23 protein-coding genes and 1 riboswitch are annotated in these 21,461 nt (G+C 40.6%); of the genes, 17 read left to right on the top strand and 6 right to left on the bottom strand.

From position 1 onward, the window contains the following. The first annotated feature begins 1 nt into the window (after position 1). The 9 genes from GKC25_RS09550 (at position 2) to GKC25_RS09510 (ending at position 10,978) form a co-directional block, all read left to right on the top strand. A complete protein-coding gene (locus tag GKC25_RS09550; RefSeq protein WP_095285316.1) occupies positions 2 to 1,507 on the top strand; it encodes a carboxypeptidase M32 in 1,506 nt (501 codons plus the stop codon). A 136-nt stretch (positions 1,508 to 1,643) separates the two neighbouring features. Next, positions 1,644 to 1,743, top strand: a riboswitch (purine riboswitch). 118 nt (positions 1,744 to 1,861) lie between these two features. Beyond that, positions 1,862 to 2,446, top strand: coding sequence for a xanthine phosphoribosyltransferase (gene xpt, locus GKC25_RS09545; RefSeq protein WP_342689773.1), 585 nt, complete (start codon positions 1,862 to 1,864; stop codon positions 2,444 to 2,446). Beyond that, the gene (gene pbuX, locus GKC25_RS09540; protein WP_095285315.1) at positions 2,443 to 3,762 is read left to right on the top strand and encodes a xanthine permease PbuX; all 1,320 of its coding nucleotides are present in this window, start codon (positions 2,443 to 2,445) and stop codon (positions 3,760 to 3,762) included. Before xpt ends, pbuX begins: the two co-directional genes overlap by 4 nt. A gap of 236 nt (positions 3,763 to 3,998) precedes the next feature. Beyond that, on the top strand, positions 3,999 to 5,099 hold the full coding sequence (locus tag GKC25_RS09535; RefSeq protein WP_342689772.1) for a type III polyketide synthase: 1,101 nt from the start codon (positions 3,999 to 4,001) through the stop codon (positions 5,097 to 5,099). After that, on the top strand, positions 5,096 to 5,605 hold the full coding sequence (locus GKC25_RS09530; RefSeq protein WP_034661005.1) for an isoprenylcysteine carboxyl methyltransferase family protein: 510 nt from the start codon (positions 5,096 to 5,098) through the stop codon (positions 5,603 to 5,605). The genes GKC25_RS09535 and GKC25_RS09530 overlap by 4 nt, the downstream gene beginning before the upstream one ends. Positions 5,606 to 5,669: 64 nt before the next feature. Next, positions 5,670 to 5,777, top strand: coding sequence for a Fur-regulated basic protein FbpC (gene fbpC, locus GKC25_RS09525; RefSeq protein WP_306172627.1), 108 nt, complete (start codon positions 5,670 to 5,672; stop codon positions 5,775 to 5,777). Positions 5,778 to 5,910: 133 nt separating this feature from the next. Beyond that, positions 5,911 to 9,510 (top strand): dynamin family protein, encoded by a 3,600-nt coding sequence (locus tag GKC25_RS09520; protein WP_342689771.1) that lies wholly within the window; start codon positions 5,911 to 5,913, stop codon positions 9,508 to 9,510. A gap of 41 nt (positions 9,511 to 9,551) precedes the next feature. Then, positions 9,552 to 9,815, top strand: coding sequence for a YpbS family protein (locus tag GKC25_RS09515; protein WP_034661003.1), 264 nt, complete (start codon positions 9,552 to 9,554; stop codon positions 9,813 to 9,815). Between the two features lie 275 nt (positions 9,816 to 10,090). Beyond that, a complete protein-coding gene (locus tag GKC25_RS09510) occupies positions 10,091 to 10,978 on the top strand; it encodes a 5'-3' exonuclease (protein WP_034661001.1) in 888 nt (295 codons plus the stop codon). A 16-nt stretch (positions 10,979 to 10,994) separates the two neighbouring features. Here the strand turns inward: GKC25_RS09510 and GKC25_RS09505 are convergent, their stop codons facing one another. Genes GKC25_RS09505 through GKC25_RS09495 form a run of 3 tightly spaced genes read right to left on the bottom strand, consistent with a single transcriptional unit; the run spans position 10,995 to position 12,251 of the window. Next, a complete protein-coding gene (locus GKC25_RS09505) occupies positions 10,995 to 11,120 on the bottom strand; it encodes a hypothetical protein (protein ID WP_003215584.1) in 126 nt (41 codons plus the stop codon). 44 nt (positions 11,121 to 11,164) lie between these two features. Then, positions 11,165 to 11,560 carry a reverse transcriptase-like protein gene (locus GKC25_RS09500; RefSeq protein ID WP_034660999.1) on the bottom strand — a complete coding sequence of 132 codons (396 nt, stop codon included), beginning with the start codon at positions 11,558 to 11,560 and terminating at the stop codon, positions 11,165 to 11,167. 1 nt (position 11,561) lies between these two features. Continuing rightward, positions 11,562 to 12,251, bottom strand: a complete 690-nt coding sequence (locus GKC25_RS09495) for a queuosine precursor transporter (protein ID WP_003215661.1) — start codon at positions 12,249 to 12,251, stop codon at positions 11,562 to 11,564. 94 nt (positions 12,252 to 12,345) lie between these two features. Here GKC25_RS09495 and GKC25_RS09490 point away from each other — a divergent pair, with 94 nt between their 5' ends. From GKC25_RS09490 to GKC25_RS09480, 3 genes are all read left to right on the top strand, one after another. Beyond that, positions 12,346 to 13,017, top strand: a complete 672-nt coding sequence (locus GKC25_RS09490; protein ID WP_034660998.1) for a ribonuclease H family protein — start codon at positions 12,346 to 12,348, stop codon at positions 13,015 to 13,017. Position 13,018: 1 nt separating this feature from the next. Beyond that, positions 13,019 to 13,201: a zinc-finger domain-containing protein gene (locus GKC25_RS09485; protein ID WP_003215998.1), complete on the top strand. Its 183-nt coding sequence runs from the start codon at positions 13,019 to 13,021 to the stop codon at positions 13,199 to 13,201. 169 nt (positions 13,202 to 13,370) lie between these two features. Next, positions 13,371 to 13,553 (top strand): hypothetical protein, encoded by a 183-nt coding sequence (locus GKC25_RS09480; RefSeq protein ID WP_034660997.1) that lies wholly within the window; start codon positions 13,371 to 13,373, stop codon positions 13,551 to 13,553. Positions 13,554 to 13,604: 51 nt separating this feature from the next. Here the strand turns inward: GKC25_RS09480 and cspD are convergent, their stop codons facing one another. Continuing rightward, positions 13,605 to 13,805 (bottom strand): cold-shock protein CspD, encoded by a 201-nt coding sequence (gene cspD, locus GKC25_RS09475; RefSeq protein WP_003215784.1) that lies wholly within the window; start codon positions 13,803 to 13,805, stop codon positions 13,605 to 13,607. A 259-nt stretch (positions 13,806 to 14,064) separates the two neighbouring features. Here cspD and GKC25_RS09470 point away from each other — a divergent pair, with 259 nt between their 5' ends. Beyond that, positions 14,065 to 14,766 carry an AIM24 family protein gene (locus GKC25_RS09470; RefSeq protein ID WP_034660996.1) on the top strand — a complete coding sequence of 234 codons (702 nt, stop codon included), beginning with the start codon at positions 14,065 to 14,067 and terminating at the stop codon, positions 14,764 to 14,766. Between the two features lie 33 nt (positions 14,767 to 14,799). Here the strand turns inward: GKC25_RS09470 and GKC25_RS09465 are convergent, their stop codons facing one another. Both GKC25_RS09465 and metA read right to left on the bottom strand, forming a co-directional pair. Beyond that, entirely contained in the window at positions 14,800 to 15,951 is a 1,152-nt protein-coding gene (locus GKC25_RS09465) for a diglucosyl diacylglycerol synthase (protein WP_034660995.1), read from the bottom strand. 228 nt (positions 15,952 to 16,179) lie between these two features. Next, a complete protein-coding gene (gene metA / locus GKC25_RS09460) occupies positions 16,180 to 17,088 on the bottom strand; it encodes a homoserine O-acetyltransferase MetA (protein ID WP_034660994.1) in 909 nt (302 codons plus the stop codon). A 138-nt stretch (positions 17,089 to 17,226) separates the two neighbouring features. Here metA and GKC25_RS09455 point away from each other — a divergent pair, with 138 nt between their 5' ends. From GKC25_RS09455 to GKC25_RS09440, 4 genes are all read left to right on the top strand, one after another. Further along, entirely contained in the window at positions 17,227 to 18,909 is a 1,683-nt protein-coding gene (locus tag GKC25_RS09455) for a formate--tetrahydrofolate ligase (protein ID WP_034660993.1), read from the top strand. Between the two features lie 74 nt (positions 18,910 to 18,983). Continuing rightward, entirely contained in the window at positions 18,984 to 19,466 is a 483-nt protein-coding gene (locus tag GKC25_RS09450) for a glutathione peroxidase (protein WP_034660991.1), read from the top strand. 13 nt (positions 19,467 to 19,479) lie between these two features. Continuing rightward, entirely contained in the window at positions 19,480 to 20,091 is a 612-nt protein-coding gene (locus GKC25_RS09445) for an HD domain-containing protein (RefSeq protein WP_034660990.1), read from the top strand. Between the two features lie 30 nt (positions 20,092 to 20,121). Next, positions 20,122 to 21,258 (top strand): conserved virulence factor C family protein, encoded by a 1,137-nt coding sequence (locus tag GKC25_RS09440; RefSeq protein ID WP_034660989.1) that lies wholly within the window; start codon positions 20,122 to 20,124, stop codon positions 21,256 to 21,258. Positions 21,259 to 21,461: the final 203 nt, after the last annotated feature.

The raw sequence follows: 21,461 nt of genomic DNA, 5'->3' as shown, positions 1-21,461 counted from the left end.
TATGAGTCTTGAAGCAAAAGAGAAAGCGTTTTATCAATTACTAGGAAAAATCGCCCATTATACGGAGGCGCTCCATTTACTTTATTGGGACTCTAGAACACAGGCGCCTAAAAAAAGCGCCGATTTCAGAGCTGAAACCATCGGTCAATTATCAAGTGATATTTTTAATATGAAGACTTCTGATGAAATGAGAGATCTTCTTCACGCATTAAACAAACATCGAGATGAGCTGTCAAAAGATACACAAAAGGCGCTCGAATTATCACAAAAAGAGTATGATGAAAACAGCAAAATTCCGAAAGAAGAATTTAAAGAATACTCGATTTTGCAATCAAAAGCAGAGCATGTCTGGGTAGAAGCAAGGGAGAAATCAGACTTTTCACTCTTTGCACCATACTTAAAACAGCTCATTGATTTTAACAAGCGCTTTATTCAATATTGGGGCGTGAAACAAACGCCATACGATGTGCTGCTCAATAACTATGAGCCAGATATGACAGTTGAACAGCTCGATCAAAAGTTTGGTGCACTTCGTGATGCCATTGTTCCTCTCGTGAAAAAAATCGAAGCCTCTCCTCATAAGCCGGATACTTCATTTTTATCGAAAAGTTTTCCGATCGACAAACAAAAGGAACTGAGTCTCTTCTTCTTAAAAGAATTGGGGTATGACTTTGACGCAGGACGTCTGGATACAACGGTTCATCCGTTTGCTGTGACATTGAGCAGAGGGGACGTTCGTGTGACGACCCGTTATGATGAGCATGATTTTCGGATGGCGATCTTTGGCACGATTCATGAGTGTGGTCATGCCATCTACGAGCAAAACATTGATGAGGCACTGAGCGGAACGCTATTATGTGATGGCACATCAATGGGGATCCATGAATCACAGTCTCTTTTCTTTGAGAATTTTATCGGCAGACATGAAGATTTCTGGAAAACGTATTATCATAAGCTGCAAGAAGCGTCTCCTGAGCAATTTAAAGATGTCTCTTTAGAAGACTTTGTGCATGCAGTGAATGAATCGAAGCCGACTTACATTCGAATTGAGGCAGATGAACTGACGTATCCGCTTCACATTATCATCCGCTATGAAATTGAAAAAGCGATTTTTAATGAAGAAGTAGCAGTTGAAGACCTGCCTACACTGTGGAATGAAAAATATAAAGCGTATCTTGGCATTACGCCTCCTAATGATGCACTCGGCATTTTGCAGGATGTTCACTGGTCTGATGGAAGCTTTGGATATTTCCCTTCATATGCGCTTGGTTATATGTATGCGGCGCAACTAAAGCACCAAATGATCAAAGATTTACCGAATTTTGATGAGCTGATTCAAAATGGGTCTTTTGCACCGATAAAAGAATGGCTCACAGAACATGTCCACCAGCATGGAAAACGCAAAAAACCATCTGAAATCATTCAAGATGCGACTGGTGAGGAATTAAATGTGCAATATTTAATCGATTATTTAACAGATAAATATACGAAATTGTATTTATCTTAAATAAAAGGCACCCTTTGCTCAGAAGGGTGCTTTTTTGATGCTTGAATATTCTAAAAACGAACATTTTGATCTGATCTATTATTTAAGTTCGGTATTTTTCTGGAAAAGTGCTTTCCAAGCGTCTGAAATCTTGTTATAATTTGAACACTATAACACTCATATAATCGCGTGATGATGGCACGCAAGTTTCTACCGGACACCGATACGGTCCGACTATGAGTGAGCAAAATGAAACAGCTCTTGTTTGAGCTGAAGATCCGTGGATCGTTTTCGCATTGCTTGCTCCTCATGGACAGCAATGCTTTTTTTATGCAAAAAATTAAAATGTTTGCCAATATGCTGGGAGGAAGAATGATGGAATTGTTACGTCAAAAAATTGAGAACGAAGGAATCGTTCTGTCAAATCAAGTGTTAAAGGTAGATGCCTTTTTAAATCATCAAATTGATCCTGTGTTAATGCATGAGATCGGGCAAGAGTTTGCTAGATTATTCAAGCATGATGGCATTACAAAAATTGTCACAATCGAATCTTCTGGCATTGCACCTGCTGTGATGGCTGGACTAGCTCTTCAAGTACCAGTTGTCTTTGCTCGAAAACGTCAATCACTAACACTAACAGATAACCTATTAACAGCGAGTGTGTACTCTTTTACGAAAAAAGTAGAAAGCACGATCGCTGTTTCAAATACGCATCTCAGTGAAAAAGATTGTGTATTAATCATTGATGACTTTTTAGCGAACGGTGAAGCCGCTAAAGGGCTTGCTGCAATCGCAAAGCAGGCGAAGGTGAAAGTAGCCGGATTTGGCATTGTCATTGAAAAGTCATTTCAGCCCGGAAGGAATGCGCTTGTTCAAATGGGCTACCGCGTCGAGTCCCTTGCACGTATTGAATCACTTGAGGAAGGGAAAGTCACGTTTGTACGGGAGGTACAATCATGAGTGCCGCTAAAAAAGCCAAAACGCTCTCGCTAGGGATTCAGCATGTGCTGGCGATGTATGCAGGTGCCGTTCTTGTGCCGCTCATTGTGGGAGATGCGCTCGGCCTCACCCCTGCACAGCTGACTTACTTAATCTCGGCAGATATTTTCATGTGCGGGGCTGCCACACTTCTTCAAGTATGGAAAAACCGTTTCTTTGGTATCGGTCTGCCTGTTGTATTAGGCTGTACATTTACTGCGGTTTCTCCTATGATTGCGATTGGCTCTAAATACGGGATTTCGTCTATCTATGGAAGTATTATCGCTTCTGGGTGTATCATCATTCTTCTTTCCTTTTTCTTTGGGAAGCTTGTGAAATTTTTCCCGCCTGTTGTGACTGGGTCTGTCGTCACCATTATTGGCATTACCCTTATTCCGGTAGCGATGAACAATATGGCAGGTGGAGAAGGAAGTGCAGATTATGGTTCTTTTGAAAATCTAGGCCTCGCTTTCCTTGTGCTGTTTATCATTGTGCTGCTCTATCGATTCACAAAAGGCTTTATGAAGGCGATCGCCATTTTAATTGGTATTCTCCTTGGGACAGCAGTCGCTGCATTTATGGGGAAAGTGGAAACAGCTGAGGTGGCGAACGCTCAAGTTTTTCGTATAATTGAACCATTTTATTTCGGCATGCCTACCTTTGAATTTGCACCCATTATGACGATGACGTTAGTTGCGATTGTGTCATTAGTCGAATCAACAGGTGTTTATTTCGCATTAGGTGATTTAACAAACCGGTCATTAAAAGAGAAGGATTTAGCGAAAGGCTATCGCGCAGAGGGGATTGCTGTTTTATTAGGTGGTATTTTCAATGCATTTCCTTACACAGCCTACTCGCAAAACGTTGGGTTGATCCAGTTGACAGGAGTCAAGAAAAATCAAGTCATCGTTGTGACAGGAGCATTGCTCATGTTATTTGGACTTTTTCCTAAAATTGCTGCATTTACGACGATTATTCCAAAATCAGTTCTTGGCGGCGCAATGGTCGCCATGTTTGGGATGGTCATTGCCTACGGTATTAAAATGCTCTCGCGCGTGGATTTTGCCAAACAGGAAAACCTACTAATTGTTGCTTGCTCAGTTGGGATCGGCTTAGGTGTCACCGTCGTGCCGCAAATGTTTGAGCATTTGCCAGAATCAATGAAATTATTAACAAGTAACGGAATCGTGGCCGGTAGCTTTACCGCTATTTTGCTTCATATTATTTATCACATGATTCCATTTAAAAAAGAAACAGGGCAGGACCTGATAGAAGAACCTAAGCAATCTGTTATGTAAACACCTCTCATTAAGAGGTGTTTTTTTTGCATAAAAAAAGCAGGTTCGCTTGGCTTGGAACGAACCTGTGAAGGAGGAAAACTACATCATGTTTTCAACTATATTATCCAATATTTATCAATTGTCGTCAAGACAAAAAGTTAGACGGAGGAAAATGTTTTGACTGAATTGTGACGATTTGGCATGTATATCCTTTTTTCGATAGGGGATATTAACCGAAAAAAGAGGTGAAGCCGATGACGTACATTCTTTCAATTGGAACGAGTCACCCGAAGCATCACGTGGATCAGAAAACAGCTGCTGAATTTGCTAGGTCTCAATTTAAACGATCGTTTAAAGATATTGATCGGCTGCTGAGAGCTTTTCAAAATGGAGAAATTCAGAGCAGGCAATTTGTACAGCCCATTGAATGGTATCAGACGCACCACTCTTTTGAAGAGAAAAACAATATCTATTTGGAGAAGGCACTGGCTCATGCAAAAGAAGCAATCTTACATTGTCTTCAAGAGAAGGCGTTTCTGAAAAAGCCGATCCCGGTTGAAGAGATCGATGCACTGTTTTTTATTTCAAGTACCGGCTTATCGACCCCAAGTCTTGATGCAAAGCTGATGAACGTACTTCCTTTTTCTCCTTATACGAAACGAATACCGATCTGGGGGCTAGGGTGCGGGGGTGGTGCGGCAGGGCTGTCTCGGGCTTATGAATACATAAGGGCATATCCAGAAGCAAAGGTGCTCGTCGTTGCCTGTGAGCTGTGCAGTTTAACCTTTCAGCCGCAAGATCAATCAAAAAGCAATTTAATCGGCACCTCCTTATTTGGAGACGGGACGGCTGCGGCTCTTTTAGCTGGAGAAACGGCTGCACTAGAATATGCCCATTTAAAAACAGTCCCTAAAGTACTAAGTACACAATCCGTCACGATGAAGGATTCTGAGGATGTGATGGGCTGGGAATTTACAAGTGACGGCTTTCGGGTTATTTTCTCCCGTGACATTCCGTCTATGATTTCAGGCTGGTTAAAAGAGCAGGTGGATCAATTTTTAGAGGAGCTTGGATGTTCAACTAAAGACTTATCCGTTTTTCTTGCCCATCCTGGAGGAAAAAAAGTGATTGATGCCTATGTTGAAAGTCTATCTTTACGAGAGGATCAGCTATTTTCTTCAAAAGAAGTACTCAAACAACACGGAAATATGTCCTCTGCCACAGTTTTGTATGTCATCAAGCATTTCCTTGAACATCAATCAATTGAAGCGGGGGATATTGGCCTTTGCGGGGCGCTTGGTCCAGGCTTTTCCTCAGAACTGCTGCTTATGAAATGGGAGGATGTCTTGTCATGATCATTTGGCTTGTTATCGGTTTCTTCGTTTGTCAGCGGCTCATTGAAATGATTGTGGCCAAAAGAAATGAAAGAAAAGTAAAAGCGATAGGTGCCATTGAATTTGGTGCTAGTCATTATCCCTATATGGTCGCTATGCATACGGCCTTTTTTCTCTCACTCATAGTTGAGATAGGGCTTTTACATAAGGGGCCGTCCCGGTATTTTCTTGTGCTGCTCCTTTTCCTGATGGCTACACAGGTCATTCGATACTGGGCATTATGCTCCCTTGGGACGTACTGGAATACAAAGATTTTAGTCGTGCCAAACGCAATGATTGTAAAAAAAGGGCCGTATCGTTGGTTGAAACACCCTAACTATGTAGTCGTGGCGATTGAACTTTTGCTGATCCCGCTATTGTTTGAGGCGTATGTCACTGCCATTTTGTTTACGTGTTTAAATGCATGGATGATGGCTGTAAGAATTCAAACAGAGGAGAAAGCGTTAAATCAGTATTTGCTAAATTAATATTGAAAATCATTATCAATTGTGCTACACTTTCATTAATGATAAACATTCTCAATCATGAAGGATGGACGGTGATCACATGACAATGATTTTCTTACTCGGTACGGTGTGTGTATACAGCCTATTAATTGGCTTCGTATTAAAAGGTGTCTCCAAAAAATCTGCTTCCTGATCTCAGTCAATTGCGACTGATCGGGCAGCAGATTTTTTTTATTTCCTCAGATCAGAAGAAAAATCTCTTTATTTTGTGTAAAATGGTATCACATACATAACTGACTTTTCTAAAAACAAAGGGGTTTATCGTCATGAAAGACTTGTCTATTCGAGATTCGCTCGTTCAAACTACAGGAGCTTTATATCAAAGCTTTCTCAAAAGGGATGATCATGAGCGCGCAGCCAAACTTGCATCGATTATCAAAAAGGAAGCAGAAGAAGAAGTGTATATCGCATTTACCGGCCACTATTCTGCTGGAAAGTCATCACTTGTGAATCATCTGCTTCATGATCACATTTTGCCAACGAGCCCAATCCCAACAAGTGCAAACTTGGTCGTCGTGAGGAAAGGGGAAAGTGAAGTGCAGCTTCACACCTCTGATGACCGTTTTGTAAAAATGAGCGGTTCTTATGATAAAGAAGCAGTACAGCGTTTTTGTAAGGATGGAGAACAGATTGAGATGGTGGAAATTAGCGGTGACTATAGAGGACTGGAAGAAAAGGTGGCACTGATTGATACGCCAGGAATTGATTCAACGGATCATGCCCACTTTTTGTCTGCTGCCTCTATTCTTCATCAAGCAGATGCTCTTTTTTATGTCGTTCACTACAACCATGTTCATTCTGAAGAAAACATTCGTTTCATTCGTTCCATTAAAGAAAAAGTGCCAAATCTTTATTTCATCGTGAATCAAGTGGACCGGCATGATGAGCATGAGACAGCATTTGAAGACTACAAAAATCAAGTGGTAGACATGCTCCTTAAAGAGGGCATTGAAGAAGATCATCTATACTTTACATCTGTAACCGATGAGACGCACCCAAGAAATGAAATGATTCGTTTAATCGAAAAACTACAAGAATTACAGACGTTGCCGAAAGCATCACTTCGGGCTTATACGGAGCAGAAAATTGAGCATGTTTTAAAAGAACACATTGACTCGTTAAAAGAAGAGCTGCAAGGTGAAGAGCTTGATTCACAGCTTCAAGAAAAAAGAAAAGAAGTAAAGGAGTTTGAAGCGAAAAACTACTTCATTGAAAATGGAGCCAAACAGTTAGAAGATGAAGTATCTTCTGAAGTCGAGAGCATTTTAAAGAATGCCAACCTCACTCCATTTAAAATGAGGGAACTCGCAAGCGACTATATTGAATCAAAAGCACCTGGCTTTAAAGTGGGACTGCTTTTTGCTAAAAATAAAACTGAGCAAGAAAAAGAAAAACGGGCAACCGACTTCTTAACAGATGTCAAAGCGAGGATGAAAGCTGAAGTGGACTGGCATATTGCTGAGCTGCTTAAAAAAGAAGTCAAGAAGCATCAGCTTGGTGAAGAGTTATTAAATCAAGTGATGGCATTTGAAACACCTGTGCAAGAAGCACTCCTTGAAAGTGTGATTCATCATGGTGCGACGTTCTCCAATGAATACGTACTGCAATATGCAAAAGATGCTGGCGAAGCCTTGAGAAGACAGGCAAAACAGAAAGCGATGACACTGATTGAACAAATGTCTGAGTCGCTGAAAGCCCAGGTTATGAAAGATAAAGCAAAACATCAAGAAAAATGGGCTCAGGCTGCAAAAGAACTCCAAACGCTCGAGCAGTGCATCGAAAAAAATGAACAAATGAAACGAGATATTCAACATGTATGGGATATATGGCAAAATGGAACGGATGAACAGATCGAAGAAGATTGGTTTTATGCGAAAAAGCAGCGAATGCAGCATCACCAGCTAAAGCAGGATCACGCGACCATTCATCCCGAAGAGAGCGAGCAAGAAAAACCGCACAAGCAGATAGAGCAACATCAAATGCGTCAGTCACAGCATGTCACGACGGCACAGTCAATTGACCAGTTTGAACAGCTTTCTCAGATTTTATTGCCATTAGACGCTCTCAAATCTCAAAGAAAGTCCTTTGAAAAACGAACAAAACGGCTGCAAGCGAAAGAATTCACACTCGCTTTATTTGGGGCTTTTAGTTCGGGGAAATCTTCCTTTGCAAATGCCCTTGTTGGGAAAAAGGTACTGCCATCCTCTCCCACGCCAACAACGGCAACGATTAATAAGCTGACGCGACCGACGGAAGATCACCCGCATGAAAGTGTAAAAGTGGTGTTCAAAACAGAACAGGATATATTAGAGGAGCTCAATCAGATCCTCGGATTTTCAATCTCAGAAGAAAAGGGAGAGACGTTTACATCCAAGCTTGAACGAACGCTGAAAAAAAGACAGCTTGAACAAGATCACCGCATCATTGTTGAACATTTTTTACAAGCGCATACACGTTTCCTTCATCACATTACGAAGCAAACGCCGCTTCATGTCACTCTTCAAGAACTGAGGCCATATGTGGCAGAAGAAGCTGTTTCTTGTGTGGTGAAGGAAGTGACGGTGTATTTGAGTACACCTTTAACAGATAAAGGGCTGACTATTGTTGATACGCCAGGCGCCAGCAGTATGAATAAGCGCCATACAGAGATTGCCTTTCAATATATGAAGGACGCAGATGCTCTTCTTTATTTAACTTACTACCAGCACTCTTTCTCGAAGGCAGATCGGTCATTTTTACGTAAGCTTGGGCTTGTAAAAGATTCATTTAGCATGGATAAAATGTTCTTTATTATCAATGCAGCTGACCTCGCAAAGGATCAAGCAGAGCTTGACACCGTCTTTGACTATGTGAAAAATGAGCTCACAAAAGAAGGCATCCGAAACCCAAACCTTCATCATGTGTCCAGTAAGGAAGAAATCGAAGGAAAGGGAGAGACAGCCTATAATCAATATGCAAAGCTTAGAAAACAGCTCGACTATTTTATTGAGGAAGAATTAACGAAAGATGCGATCGAGCTTTTGTATTTTGAAGCCGGCAGGTTATGTAGCACAGTCGACAAGCTGCATGCGACACTGCATCAGTCAGAAGATGAGAAGCAAGCGGAAAAGAAAAAGATAGACACATCCTATGAAGCGATTCTTGATCAAATGAGCCATATCAAACAATCTAAGCTAGTGACAGAAAGTGTGAAAAAGGACTTACATGAACAGCTCTATCATATTGTGCAGCGCCTATCACTATTTGCGAATGATCTGTTAAAGACAGCCTTTTACCCTGGAAGATCTCAAGGAGACTTCAGGCAGCAGTTGAAAAAAGCGCTTGAACAGGCACTGAAGGATTATGAATTTGAATTTGTACAGGAGTTAAAGGCGCTTGATATCCGAATGGAATCGTTTATTCATCAATATTTCCAAGAGGAGTGGGAGAAAGGATTGCAGGCGGCAAGTGCAGAAGACCCCTACTTTTCTCTCACACTCTCGCCGCCAGAAGAGAAAAATGCTGAGCTGAAACAAATTGAAGTCGAAGCTGAACTGACACCATTCGAACCGCTCTTAAAGAAGCAAAAATCAGCGAAAGTTTTCTTTGAACAGAATGGAAAGGCTGCGTTCATTGAAGCGATTCGAGATATTCTTCATCAGTTAACCACGAAATGGGCAGATAAAGAAAAAGAAGAATTACTGAGCAGGTACGACACAATGGTGAAGACCTTTACTGAAAGATATGAAACAGAAGCGCTCGAGCAGCTAAGTGAACAAAAACAAACATTTATCACGAGCCTAACGACAGATGCCAAAGAACAGGCGATTATTGAACAAGTATATGAACAAACAAACGAATGGAAGAACCAGTTGAAAACCATTTGATTCATGGTAGACTAAATAAAAAAGAAAGCAGTTGATAGAAAATGACGAGCGTACACGAAGAGATTTCCGCACACTCACAAAAGCAGCATGCTCATATTCAGTCCTTTCTTGAGCTTGAACAGAAAAGAGAACAAGCAATAGAGACTGCTGTATTCAAATGTGAGCAAAACGAGCCATTTACAACAGATGACATCAATGCCATTACGTCGAAGATGAATGAGCTTGCACGAGGCGGTATTGTTCCGCTGCGTAAGCATGTGACGAATGATATGGTCAGGGAGTATGTCAAGCGGAAACAGAAGTAAAGAGTAACTTTCTCTTTTTTGGTCATCTTAATGAATGTACCGAGAAAGGGGAATGATCATGAAAAAAAAGCAACAGACAAAGCAGCAGGATGAGCGTGACCCTAAACAAAAAGACATGCCGTCCTATGCAGAAGCAGAGTCGAAAAAAATGCAATACGGTCAAAAGTAAACAGGGTGCCTCTTCTTTTCTAAAAGAAGAAGGCGCCTTTTTTATGTCGAGTTTTGTGTTCTGTGATAGAATAGGAGTATTGTTTTGAAAAAGGGAGTTTATAAGAATGAATAAACACGTACTGCTTGTAGATGGAATGGCGCTTTTGTTCAGATCGTTTTATGCAACGGCTGTACATCGCAATTTTATGATAAATGATCACGGTGTGCCGACAAATGGAGTCAATGGCTATTTGAAGCACTTATTAACGGCTGTACAGACATTTGAGCCAACGCATATTGTTTGCTGCTGGGATATGGGAAGCCAAACATACCGAAACGAATTGTTTCAAGATTATAAAGCAAATCGGGGAGAGGCGCCTGTCGAGCTCATTCCGCAATTCGATTTAGCAAAAGAAGCTACAGAAGAACTGGGAATTGTAAACATTGGTTTAAAGGGCTTTGAAGCAGATGATTGTATCGGTACTCTTGCTGCGCTCTACCAAAAAGAAGCACGGGTGACTGTCCTAACTGGAGACAAAGATTTGCTGCAAATTTTGAATGAAAAAGTCACTGTTGCCTTGATGCAAAAAGGAATTGGCAATTATAAGCATTATACAAAAGTCTTATTCGAAGAGGAAATGGGAATCTCTCCAAAGGCGCTGATCGATATGAAAGCGCTCATGGGTGATGCAAGTGATAATTATCCAGGTGTCAAAGGAATCGGAGAAAAAACCGCATTAAAATTTATCCAAACATATGAAACGATTGACGGTTTGTTAGAAAATGTCCATGAACTAACGGCTGCACAGCAAAAGAAAATGCAAGCAGGATTAGAAGATCTGAAGCTTTCTCGTCTATTGGCAGAGATCAAATGTGATGTCCCGCTCAGCTGTCCAATTGATGAGACGAAAATGAACATCAATCAAGAACGTGCTGCTGCTATGCTGAGGTACCATCAAATCAAAGGAATCGAACCGATGATGAATCGTTTAAGTACAATAGAGATCAGCTAAAGCCGATCTCTCAGGTTCATCTTTTTGTATTGCTTTTCTTCGCTCTATTTTCCAGCTGAGAAAGTGGCTGTTTATCTTTTGTTTGCGCATCACCTTGTGGGGTTGTCCCATTTGTGACACGACCTTTATTTTCTTTATCCAATCAGTATCACCTCACACACATTAGCATAACCGAAAAAAAGCGATTCATCCTTTAGAAAGGTGAATCGCTTTTCTAGCGAGCTGATCCGCTATTTGATTTTCCTTACTCGGAATCCATTTAATGAAAAATAAATCAAACTGGCTTTGAAGTTCGATCATCTCTTTGATAAAATGCTGAAAGGCTGGATTTTTAGCAAATCCTGCATTGGCTGCGCGGTCAACTACTTGTGAATCTGTTCGAAATGAAACGGTACGCAATCCTTTTTCCGCGCATATTTTCATTCCCTCGATCAGAGCGGAAAATTCTGCTTCGTGATTGCTCATTGATCTAAGAGGAATGGAGAAGGATTCAGCCTTTCCATCATATTTAATGAAAATGCCGATGCCAGAGGGACCTGGATTACCTGCACTTGCACCATCAATGTATATTTCAGCTGGCACATTATTTCACCCTTTCATCAAGCGGAACCATTTTTTTCGCTGCATACGCGTAAGGTGTCGCAATCGCAGCTACGATAAATTTAATGACATATGTCGTGATGAAGATTTCAATCCATACATGAAATGGATACGTGCCAAGAAAGGCAATGGTCGTGAAAATCAGTGTATCAAGAAGCTGGCTAATCATCGTACTTCCGGCGTTGCGCACCCAGAGCGCACCATCGGAAGGAAATATCCGGCGAATAAACGAATATACATAAACATCTAGCATTTGACTGATGATATAAGCAGCAAGACTGCCAAGTGCAACCCTTGGCATAAAGCCAAATATCGTTTCCAGCGATGATTGTGAGATATCAGATGGAGCGGGATGGAAAAGCAAAGCCTCCTGCATGACAACAGTTAGTGTTAAAAGGGTGGCAAAGCCAATCCAGACAGCTTTTCTCGCTTCATTTTGTCCATATTTTTCATTTAATACGTCCGTTGCAAAGAACACACTGCCATATAAAATATTTCCAAGTGTTGCCGTTAAGCCAAATAATTCAACGGTTTTGACAACTTGTAAATTTGCGGCAACTGTCGCAAAGCCAATCCAGACAAAAAGGCCCATCTTGCCAAATCCTTTATAAAATAGAAGAACAATGATAAAATTAATGATCGCAAATAAGATCCAAATACCTTCATTAAACAAGTGACATGAACTTCCTTTCTCATTGTAAAATGTAACTTTTTGATTATAGCATAACGTATGTTTACCTTAAAAGCACGGGAAGGCGATGTGATCAATGAAATTAAGAGCACACTACACAATGAAAGTGAAATCAATTGGGTCCATTGCTTTTTTCCAAGAAGATTGGATGGAGCTAAATGAGGCCTTGAGGTTAGCAAAATATATCGACAAAAAAGAACCACAGTCACTCCTGTCATTTGAAGATGAAAAAGGGGCCATGTGGTCCATAAAAGAGCTTGAAAAGCTAAATGAAGAACTAAAGCTTGAACCTGATCAGCTTCAAGTCTATTTTGATGCAAGTTTTCATAAAGAAACTGGCGACTCTGGTCTTGGAGTTGTCGTCTACTATAAGCTGGGAAAAGACGCTTATCGATTGAGAAAAAATCAGCCTTTCCAAGGGAGCACCAATAATGAAGCAGAGTATGCGGCTTTATTTGAGGCAGTAAAAGCTTTAAAAGACCTAGGGGCAAGCAGAAATTCTGTCACGATTAGAGGAGATTCACTTGTTGTCATGAATCAGTTAAAAGGAGAATGGCCTTGTTATGATGATGTACATAACAAATGGCTTGACCGAATTGAAGCGGCTTTAAAAGAGCTGAAGCTGACGCCAACCTATGAAGTCATCGATCGGAAACAAAATGCAGAAGCGGATCAGCTTGCAAGACAGATTCTTGCAGACGTCCCAATCGAAAGTACATTGAAATTAGAAGCAGACGGAGCTGAATAATGTGGATAAAAAAACAGCAGTACAAGAATTGACCGATCTTCAAGACACGTATTGTTCAGATTGTTTGATTAAGAAGCATTTTCGGAAAGAATTTGGCAAAAAATATGCCCATTCCTTTTGTATACAGCAATGCACCGTTGGAGAGAAAATAAAAGAATATGGACAGACGCTGCTCAAAAAGTAAGCGGACGCACCGGTTTTCCCTGCTCAAACATCCGTTCATGAAAAAAAACGAATAGAATGTGTAAAAAAAGAACATATTCTGAAAAATGAGCCGATATAACTATAGAAAGTTTTGGTTGAGTTACTTTTCGACTAAGTGACGGATATTAGAGGAAAAGGGGAAGGCCGGTATGAATAATCAGGAGTTCGAAACGGTATTACATCGAACATTTCAAGAGGTGTACAGCGATCTAGAGCAACTAGTAGATGTAGCAAAGAAGGGAAGACCTTTTCTCGAAAAAGATATCTCTGAAATTGAACAACGACTGAAGCAAAATATTTTAGCGATTGAAATTCAGCTGAAAATCAAATAAGAGAGGCATAGGCCTCTCTTTATTTTGTCTTTACATCATTGATTTAGTTGATTAGATTTTTGTTACGTTTGCAGCTTGAGGTCCACGATTACCTTCAACGATTTCAAAAGAAACTTCTTGTCCTTCTTCTAAAGACTTGTAGCCGTCACCTTCGATAGCTGTGAAGTGAACGAATACATCGTCTCCGCCTTCAACTTCAATGAAGCCGAAACCTTTTTCATTATTGAACCATTTTACTTTACCGTTTTGCATATTGCTTTTTCCTCCTAGTACTGTAGCATACCTTTTGGCATACTAAAAAAAATTTTCATCACCTAACGACTTTGCAGTTGTTAAATGATGGTTCCACTATACACCATCAAAAGTAAAGCGTCAAGCGGAAGAGCCAAATTTTGAGCAGAATATTTGATTTTTTTTGGCGAATAACAATAATAGCTAAAACGTCCCCATTTTCTGAAACTTTATGCACACCTTGTCCGTATATAAAAAAAATACAGGAAGAGGTGCTATCATGAATCGTTATACACTTGAAGAATTTGTTCAGAATACGCAGCAGGAAGATAAAGGAGAAGGGGTCTTCGAACTTGAAACATCAAGACTTTTAGAAATTAATTTGACTGATACCATTTGGGCAAAAACAGGTTCCATGGTTTCGTACCGAGGCAAAATCAAGTTTGAACGCGAGGGCGTTTTTGAACATGGCGTCTCAAAGATGTTCAAAAAAATGCTGTCGGGAGAAGGCACTTCACTCATGAAGGCAACAGGTGACGGGAAATTATATGTGGCAGATCAAGGCAAAAAAATCTCAATTCTTCGTTTGGCTCAAGGGGATTCCATTTTTGTGAATGGGAATGATCTGCTCGCATTTGAACCGTCAGTGCGCTGGGATATCAAATTGATGAAAAAAGTGTCGGGCATGCTTGCAGGCGGTTTATTTAATGTCAAATTAGAAGGACCAGGCCTTGTTGCGATTACGAGTCATTATGAGCCGCTCACATTGATTGTTCAGCCGGGTGACTCTGTATATACAGATCCGAACGCGACAGTTGCATGGTCAGGGGATTTAAAAACTGAATTTGTGACAGATGTTTCATTCAAAACCTTTATTGGCAGAGGAAGCGGAGAGTCTATTCAAATGAAATTTAGCGGAAGCGGTTTTGTTGTCGTGCAGCCGTTTGAAGAAGTGTACACAACAAATGGAAATCAAGGATAAAGAAAAAGGTGTCCGTCATTGACGGACACCTTTTTATGATAATGCACGAGCATACGTTTTGTTATTCGTGATGAGATCTGATTGCTCAACGATATCTTCCAAAATGGTTTGAGAAGAATGCTTTAAGTGCAGTTTTTTAATGTTTTGTTTCATGACTTCTAACTTTTCTTCATCTTGCAGCAAGTTGGTCACAGATTCTAAAATGTCTTCATGTCTGTTGATGACGATGGCCGCACCATAATCTTCAAAGAAATGTGCATTTTCCTTTTCTTGTCCAGGGACAGGCTTGTAAAGAATGACCGGAACACCGATTGCTGTTGCTTCTGTTAAAGTAATGCCGCCTGGTTTTGTGATCATACAATCTGTTACTCTGAACAATTCATCAATTTGTTCCACATATCCAAGCGCCTTCAATTGATCTGGATGTGCTTGTTCAAGATCGCTCAGTGATTGTTTCAGCGCTTCGTTCTTTCCGCATACAACAACAATTTGTACTTCACTGTCTAGAAGCAGCGCTTCACATAATTCCTTGACATTTTTCAGTACACCATGAGCACCGGCCATAATCAGAAGAACTTTTTTGTTTGATGATAATCCATATTTTTTATAAATCTTCGATTTTGGCACGTCTGCTTCAAATTGTGGTCTAATAGGAATGCCTGTCACTTTGACATCGCTTGGATGTGTGCCGATTTCCACTAATTTTTGTTTCACATAATCGGTTGCAACATAGTACCGGTCGATGTTTTCATGTACCCAAATCTTATGAAGACAGAAATCTGTCATGACATTAAATGTCGGGATGACTTTGCCTGTTTTGTTCCGGTATTCTGGAACAACAATCATCGGGAATGTAATAATAATGATATCCGGATTGTGTAATTGAATGAGTTCATCAAGACGCTTATTTCCCATTTTTAAATAAATGTTAAATTTGCGTTTATTGTAAATTTTATCTACACCATAATAAAACAAGCGATAAAATTGTTTCCCAATGGAAAAGCTCTTCAAGTATAAATATTGAGTCACTTCCGACACAATGGGATTTGATTCTTGATACAAATTAGAAACTACAACATGTTCAAACCCTTGGGATTTGCATTCATCATACAGTGTTTTAGCCACCTGCATATGTCCATTTCCATAATTTGCGGTCAAGATTAATATTTTTTTATTGGTATTCAAGAATATTCACCTCAAATGTAATCAACAACAACAAAACTTCGTACGAAAACTATTAATCTCATAGGTCTACATATACATAAAGATAACATATAAACAGCCAGAGCATATCATTCGTTACGAAAGAATTAAACTAATTTTAAAAAACAACGAGACTAAATTGATAATGGAAGACAGAGCCATTTGTATTTTAACACATTTTGACCATTTATCATCAGACCACAGTCTATTTTATTCCCAAACGTATGGTGTTTCTTGATAAACATAATAATTGAGCCAATTCATAAACAGTAAAGTGGCATGGGCTTTCCAGCGATTCACTGGGACTAATGTGTCACCATCTTCTATAAAATAGTGGACAGGTTTTTGGACTGTATCATGCTTCAACAAATCTCTTTCATATTCCTGCTTCAATGTGTCCGTATCATATTCTGGATGTCCAGTTAAAAATACTTGTTTATCATCATCTGAAACAATTAAACAAACACCCGCTTCTTCAGAGATACTCAATACTTTCAAATTCGGTGTGTTTTTTAATTGTTCTGTATTAATATCTGTATGCCTCGAATGTGGGACATAGTATACTTCATCGAAACCTCTGACTAATCTTTCTTTTTTCTCTTTCACAAGATGCTCAAATACGCCAAATTTTTTCTCGGGAAGCTTGATTTTTTCAATCCCATAATGGTGATATAGGCCTGCCTGTGCACCCCAGCAAATATGAAGGGTAGACGTCACATTGGTTTTACTCCAGTCCAAGATGTCCTGAAGCTCTTTCCAATAGGATACTTCTTCAAAAGCTAAATGCTCAATTGGTGCGCCGGTGATGATCATTCCATCAAATTTCTTATGGCGAATCGATTCAAAGGTCGTATAAAATTCATCTAGATGCTCTCTCGACGTATTCTTCGGTGTATGCGTACTTGGAATCAAAAACGTAAAGTACACTTGCAAAGGAGAATTTCCGAGCATTCTTAGCAGCTGCGTTTCAGTTTGTATTTTTTTTGGCATTAAATTTAAGATCACGATATTCAAAGGACGGATATCTTGCTTGAATGCCCTTGTCTCATCCATGACGAAAATGTTTTCGCTCTCTAGTATTTGTTTTGCCGGCAGATGAACTGGTATGTTAATAGGCAACTCGCCACCCCCTGAACCAAAGCTAATTTCATTTCATTATAGGAACTTTCTGGCGATATTTCAATGTTTCAATTATGTTACAATAAAAAACAGAGCAAAAACAAAGCTGTTTCTGGAAAAAAAGGAGGCCGTTTATTTATGATCACAAAGCATTTATCAGATATTGACATCGCCCAAAAGGCAAAGCTGAGACCTATTCAAGACATCGCAGCAAAGCTACAAATACATGACGAAGAATTAGAATGCTATGGTTTCACAAAAGCGAAAATATCTTTGACTATTTTTGACCGTTTAAAAGAACAAAAAGAAGGACATGTGATTCTTGTCACATCGATCAATCCAACGCCAGCAGGTGAGGGGAAGTCCACCGTAACAGTCGGCCTCGGTCAAGCCTTCGAAAAAATTGGGAAAAAAGCAATCATTGCGATGCGCGAGCCTTCATTAGGTCCTACAATGGGCATAAAAGGCGGTGCAGCGGGTGGAGGATATTCACAAGTGCTGCCAATGGAAGAAATCAATCTTCATTTTACAGGAGATTTTCATGCCATTACTTCTGCACATAATGCCTTATCTGCGTTCATTGATAACCATATCCATCACGGAAATGAACTCGGCATCGACTCGCGCCGCATTGTATGGAAGCGAGTGCTTGATTTAAACGATCGTGCATTAAGACAGGTCGTTGTCGGACTTGGCGGTCAGTTAAATGGGTATCCTAGAGAAGACGGATTTGACATCACAGTTGCCTCCGAAATGATGGCCATCCTTTGTTTAGCAGAAGACTTAACCGATTTAAAAAAACGTCTTTCTTCTATTGTTGTTGCCTATAATCAAGATGGCGAGCCAGTCACAGTTGGAGCACTTGGATATGAAGGTGTTCTTACGTTACTTTTAAAAGACGCGCTCAAACCGAATCTTGTTCAAACGATTGAAGGAACTCCGGCCCTAGTACATGGCGGTCCTTTTGCCAATATTGCGCATGGATGTAATAGTTTAATTGCAACCAAAATGGCGGCGAAATTAGCTGATTATGTGGTAACAGAAGCTGGATTTGGAGCAGATCTTGGAGCAGAAAAGTTCCTGCACATTAAAACAAGAGCTGGTGATTTCAAGCCTGGTGCAGTTGTCATTGTGGCGACTGTCAGAGCATTAAAGATGCATGGCGGAATGAAGAAAACTGAACTCAAAGAAGAGAATGCACATGCCGTATTAGAAGGTATACATAATTTAGAAAAGCATATTGAAACTGTGCAAGCCTTCGGTCTTCCATACATCGTCGCAGTAAACAGGTTTATCACTGATACAAAAGAAGAGATTCAATCGATAGAAGATTGGTGCCACGCACATGGCCATCCAGTCAAAGCTGTGAATGTATGGGAAGAAGGAGGCGAAGGCGGAACAGCACTTGCCGAGGAACTCGCGACACTTATTGAAAAGAAGAAGAACCACTTTTCCTATTTGTATGAAGAAAATGATTCCATCGAAGAAAAGTTATCTAAAGTTGCCCAAGTGGTTTATGGAGCAGACGGGGTCACACTCACTTCAAAAGCAAGAAAGCAGCTGGCAGCCATCGAGAAAAACGACTGGGGTCATTTACCGGTTTGTATGGCAAAAACGCAATATTCACTTTCGGATGATCCAGCTTTAATTGGGAGACCTAAGGGCTTTACCATTACGATTCGTGAGTTAAAACCATCTGTAGGAGCAGGCTTTATTGTTGCTTTAACCGGAAGCATTCTGACAATGCCTGGATTACCTAAAAAACCTGCGGCGCTCGAGATGGATTTATTAGAAGACGGCAGTGTGACAGGGCTCTTTTAACAGGAGGCATAAAAAGCGATTTTATAAAAGAAGCATGTTACGATAGGAAAAAGTGAATCCTAGGAGGCTATGAGATGTCAATTTATGATATTCAGGTCAAGACCATTAACGGTCAGGAACAATCAATGGCAGATTACAAAGGAAAAGTACTCATTATTGTCAACACAGCAAGTAAATGTGGACTGACTCCTCAATTCAAACAATTGCAAGAGCTATATGATCAATATCATGAAAAGGGCCTTGAAATTTTAGGATTTCCGTGCAACCAATTTATGAACCAGGAGCCAGAAGGGGAAGAAGCGATTCAGGAATTCTGTTCTTTGAATTATGGCGTAACCTTCCCTATGTTTGCGAAAGTAGATGTCAATGGTGACAATGCGCATCCGCTTTTCAAACATTTAACAAGTCATGCAAAAGGTGTACTTGGAACGAAAACAGTGAAATGGAATTTCACAAAATTTATCGTGGATCAAAACGGAGAAGTCACTGAGCGGTTCTCTCCGAAAACATCACCAAAAGAATTAGAAAGCTCCATCATCGCTCTTTTGGACAAATAAGGTGCTCACAGTCATGCAGAAAAAACAATTGGAGGCAGCTGCCTCCTTTGTTTCAGATCAGCTGAAATATGAACCGACTGGACACGATGCGGCTCATATTGATCGTGTGCGCCAGCTTGCCCGCCAGATTGCTAATCAGGAAGGCGGCTCTCTTTTTATTATTGAAATGGCGGCGATTGTTCATGATGTCATTGATGAAAAGCTGTCGAGTGAATGGAAGCTTTCACCGCAACAACTTGAGCATCAGCTCCTTTCTTGGGAAGTTAATACGCGGGATATTCGTTATATCATGGATATCATTACCACGATGTCTTTTCGTCATCGACATAAGCAGAATAGGCCTATGACGTTAGAAGGGGCCATTGTTCAAGACGCAGATAGACTCGATGCGATAGGAGCAAGCGGTATTGCAAGAGTGTTTACTTATGCAGGCGCAAAAGGGGAGCCCCACTATACAAAGAACATGCAGCAGGGCTCCGTGCTAAAGCATATGGAAGAAAAATTGCTCAAATTAAAAGACTTGATGAACACCTCTGCAGGAAAGCAGCTTGCTGAGGAGCGGCATGAATTGATGAGCTTATTTATCAAGACGTGGAAAGAAGAATGCGGCCTTACAGATGAGTAGGGTCTTTATGTGTGTAAGGAGGATGTATAGATGAAAATAACAGCGATAGAACCGACGCCAAGTCCAAATACCATGAAGGTCATTTTGACAGAAGCACTTGCCGGCGGTAAAAGCAACAACTACAAAAAGGATCAAAAAGACGAAGCGCCAGAGATGATCAAGCGCATTTTGAACATTGAAGGTGTAAAAGGTGTTTATCATGTCGCAGATTTCTTAGCGGTCGAGCGTAATGCAAAGTTTGACTGGCAGGGCATTTTACAACAGGTGAGAGAAGCTTTTGGTCAAGAAACAGAAGGCCTTCAGGAAGGACCGCAGTCAGGCGGTGACACATTTGGCGAAGTCAAAGTGTTTGTCCAAATGTTTAATGGGATTCCGATGCAAGTCAAATTAACGGACGGTGAAAGAGAAGAGCGGTTCGGAATGCCTGAACGCTTCCAAGCAGCCATTTTAAAGCTCAGAAGCAGTTCAGACAATGTCGTATTTGAACGTGTGTGGAAAGAACATGGCGTTCGTTTTGGTGACTTTGCTGATATCGGCCAGGAAGTCACAGAAGAGCTGCAAGCAGCCTATGATGACGAGCGTTTAGCCCGCTTAACAGAGGCGGTCAAAGAAGGGCAAGAAGCCGTAGATAGACAGGTGAACCGAAAGGCATATGATGTAACAGAAGACATGCTGCGCGAGGAAGATTGGAAAAAGCGTTTTGCCCATTTAGAGCAAATGCAGCCAGAGCAAAAGGATATACCTGTTTTAATGAAAGCGATGGAGGACCCAAAAACATCCATTCGCAGACAAGCCGTTGTGAATGCTGGAATGATTGAAGATCCTGCTATACTGCCTATATTATATAAGGGACTTAAAGACAAAACTGTGACGGTCCGCAGAACCGCTGGAGACTGTATTTCAGACCTTGGTGACCCTAGCGCTATGGAAGCAATGATCGAAGCTTTAAAGGATCCGAGTAAACTTGTCCGCTGGCGTGCAGCTATGTTCCTCTATGAAGAAGGTGACGAAACAGCACTTGACGCATTAAAAGAAGCTGAGCAAGACCCTGAATTTGAAGTCAGCCTTCAAGTGAAAATGGCGATTGAGCGCATTGAGCACGGAGAAGAAGCGAAAGGCTCTGTATGGAAGCAAATGACAGAAAGTAGAAAAAATGCATCAGAATGATGAGAAATATGAGCAAGCTGCCAATGAAAGGCAGCTTGTTTTTCTTAAAGTGATAGACAGAAAAATTTTTTTAGAAAAATTATTTTGAATATTGTTGAAATATGCGAAAAAACTCTATATAGTAGTACCAATATAGAATATTGGAGGTCAGATTTTATGACACGAACCTTGCTGAGCGCTAGTTTCAGCAGACATATGGGTCA

This window comes from Bacillus pumilus (assembly GCF_038738535.1).
Taxonomy (GTDB): Bacteria; Bacillota; Bacilli; order Bacillales; family Bacillaceae; genus Bacillus.
This window is presented reverse-complemented; position numbering and strand designations above follow the sequence as displayed.

What these genes read in the sequence shown, in the direction of transcription:
- GKC25_RS09520 (WP_342689771.1), top strand. Translation starts at nt 5,911, where the DNA reads ATGAAAGACTTGTCTATTCGAGATTCGCTCGTTCAAACTACAGGAGCT.
- pbuX (WP_095285315.1), top strand. Translation starts at nt 2,443, where the DNA reads ATGAGTGCCGCTAAAAAAGCCAAAACGCTCTCGCTAGGGATTCAGCAT.
- GKC25_RS09480 (WP_034660997.1), top strand. Translation starts at nt 13,371, where the DNA reads ATGAATAATCAGGAGTTCGAAACGGTATTACATCGAACATTTCAAGAG.
- GKC25_RS09490 (WP_034660998.1), top strand. Translation starts at nt 12,346, where the DNA reads ATGAAATTAAGAGCACACTACACAATGAAAGTGAAATCAATTGGGTCC.
- GKC25_RS09470 (WP_034660996.1), top strand. Translation starts at nt 14,065, where the DNA reads ATGAATCGTTATACACTTGAAGAATTTGTTCAGAATACGCAGCAGGAA.
- GKC25_RS09530 (WP_034661005.1), top strand. Translation starts at nt 5,096, where the DNA reads ATGATCATTTGGCTTGTTATCGGTTTCTTCGTTTGTCAGCGGCTCATT.
- GKC25_RS09445 (WP_034660990.1), top strand. Translation starts at nt 19,480, where the DNA reads ATGCAGAAAAAACAATTGGAGGCAGCTGCCTCCTTTGTTTCAGATCAG.
- xpt (WP_342689773.1), top strand. Translation starts at nt 1,862, where the DNA reads ATGGAATTGTTACGTCAAAAAATTGAGAACGAAGGAATCGTTCTGTCA.
- fbpC (WP_306172627.1), top strand. Translation starts at nt 5,670, where the DNA reads ATGGACGGTGATCACATGACAATGATTTTCTTACTCGGTACGGTGTGT.
- GKC25_RS09510 (WP_034661001.1), top strand. Translation starts at nt 10,091, where the DNA reads ATGAATAAACACGTACTGCTTGTAGATGGAATGGCGCTTTTGTTCAGA.
- cspD (WP_003215784.1), bottom strand. Translation starts at nt 13,805, where the DNA reads ATGCAAAACGGTAAAGTAAAATGGTTCAATAATGAAAAAGGTTTCGGC.
- GKC25_RS09535 (WP_342689772.1), top strand. Translation starts at nt 3,999, where the DNA reads ATGACGTACATTCTTTCAATTGGAACGAGTCACCCGAAGCATCACGTG.
- GKC25_RS09515 (WP_034661003.1), top strand. Translation starts at nt 9,552, where the DNA reads ATGACGAGCGTACACGAAGAGATTTCCGCACACTCACAAAAGCAGCAT.
- GKC25_RS09550 (WP_095285316.1), top strand. Translation starts at nt 2, where the DNA reads ATGAGTCTTGAAGCAAAAGAGAAAGCGTTTTATCAATTACTAGGAAAA.
- GKC25_RS09455 (WP_034660993.1), top strand. Translation starts at nt 17,227, where the DNA reads ATGATCACAAAGCATTTATCAGATATTGACATCGCCCAAAAGGCAAAG.
- GKC25_RS09440 (WP_034660989.1), top strand. Translation starts at nt 20,122, where the DNA reads ATGAAAATAACAGCGATAGAACCGACGCCAAGTCCAAATACCATGAAG.
- GKC25_RS09450 (WP_034660991.1), top strand. Translation starts at nt 18,984, where the DNA reads ATGTCAATTTATGATATTCAGGTCAAGACCATTAACGGTCAGGAACAA.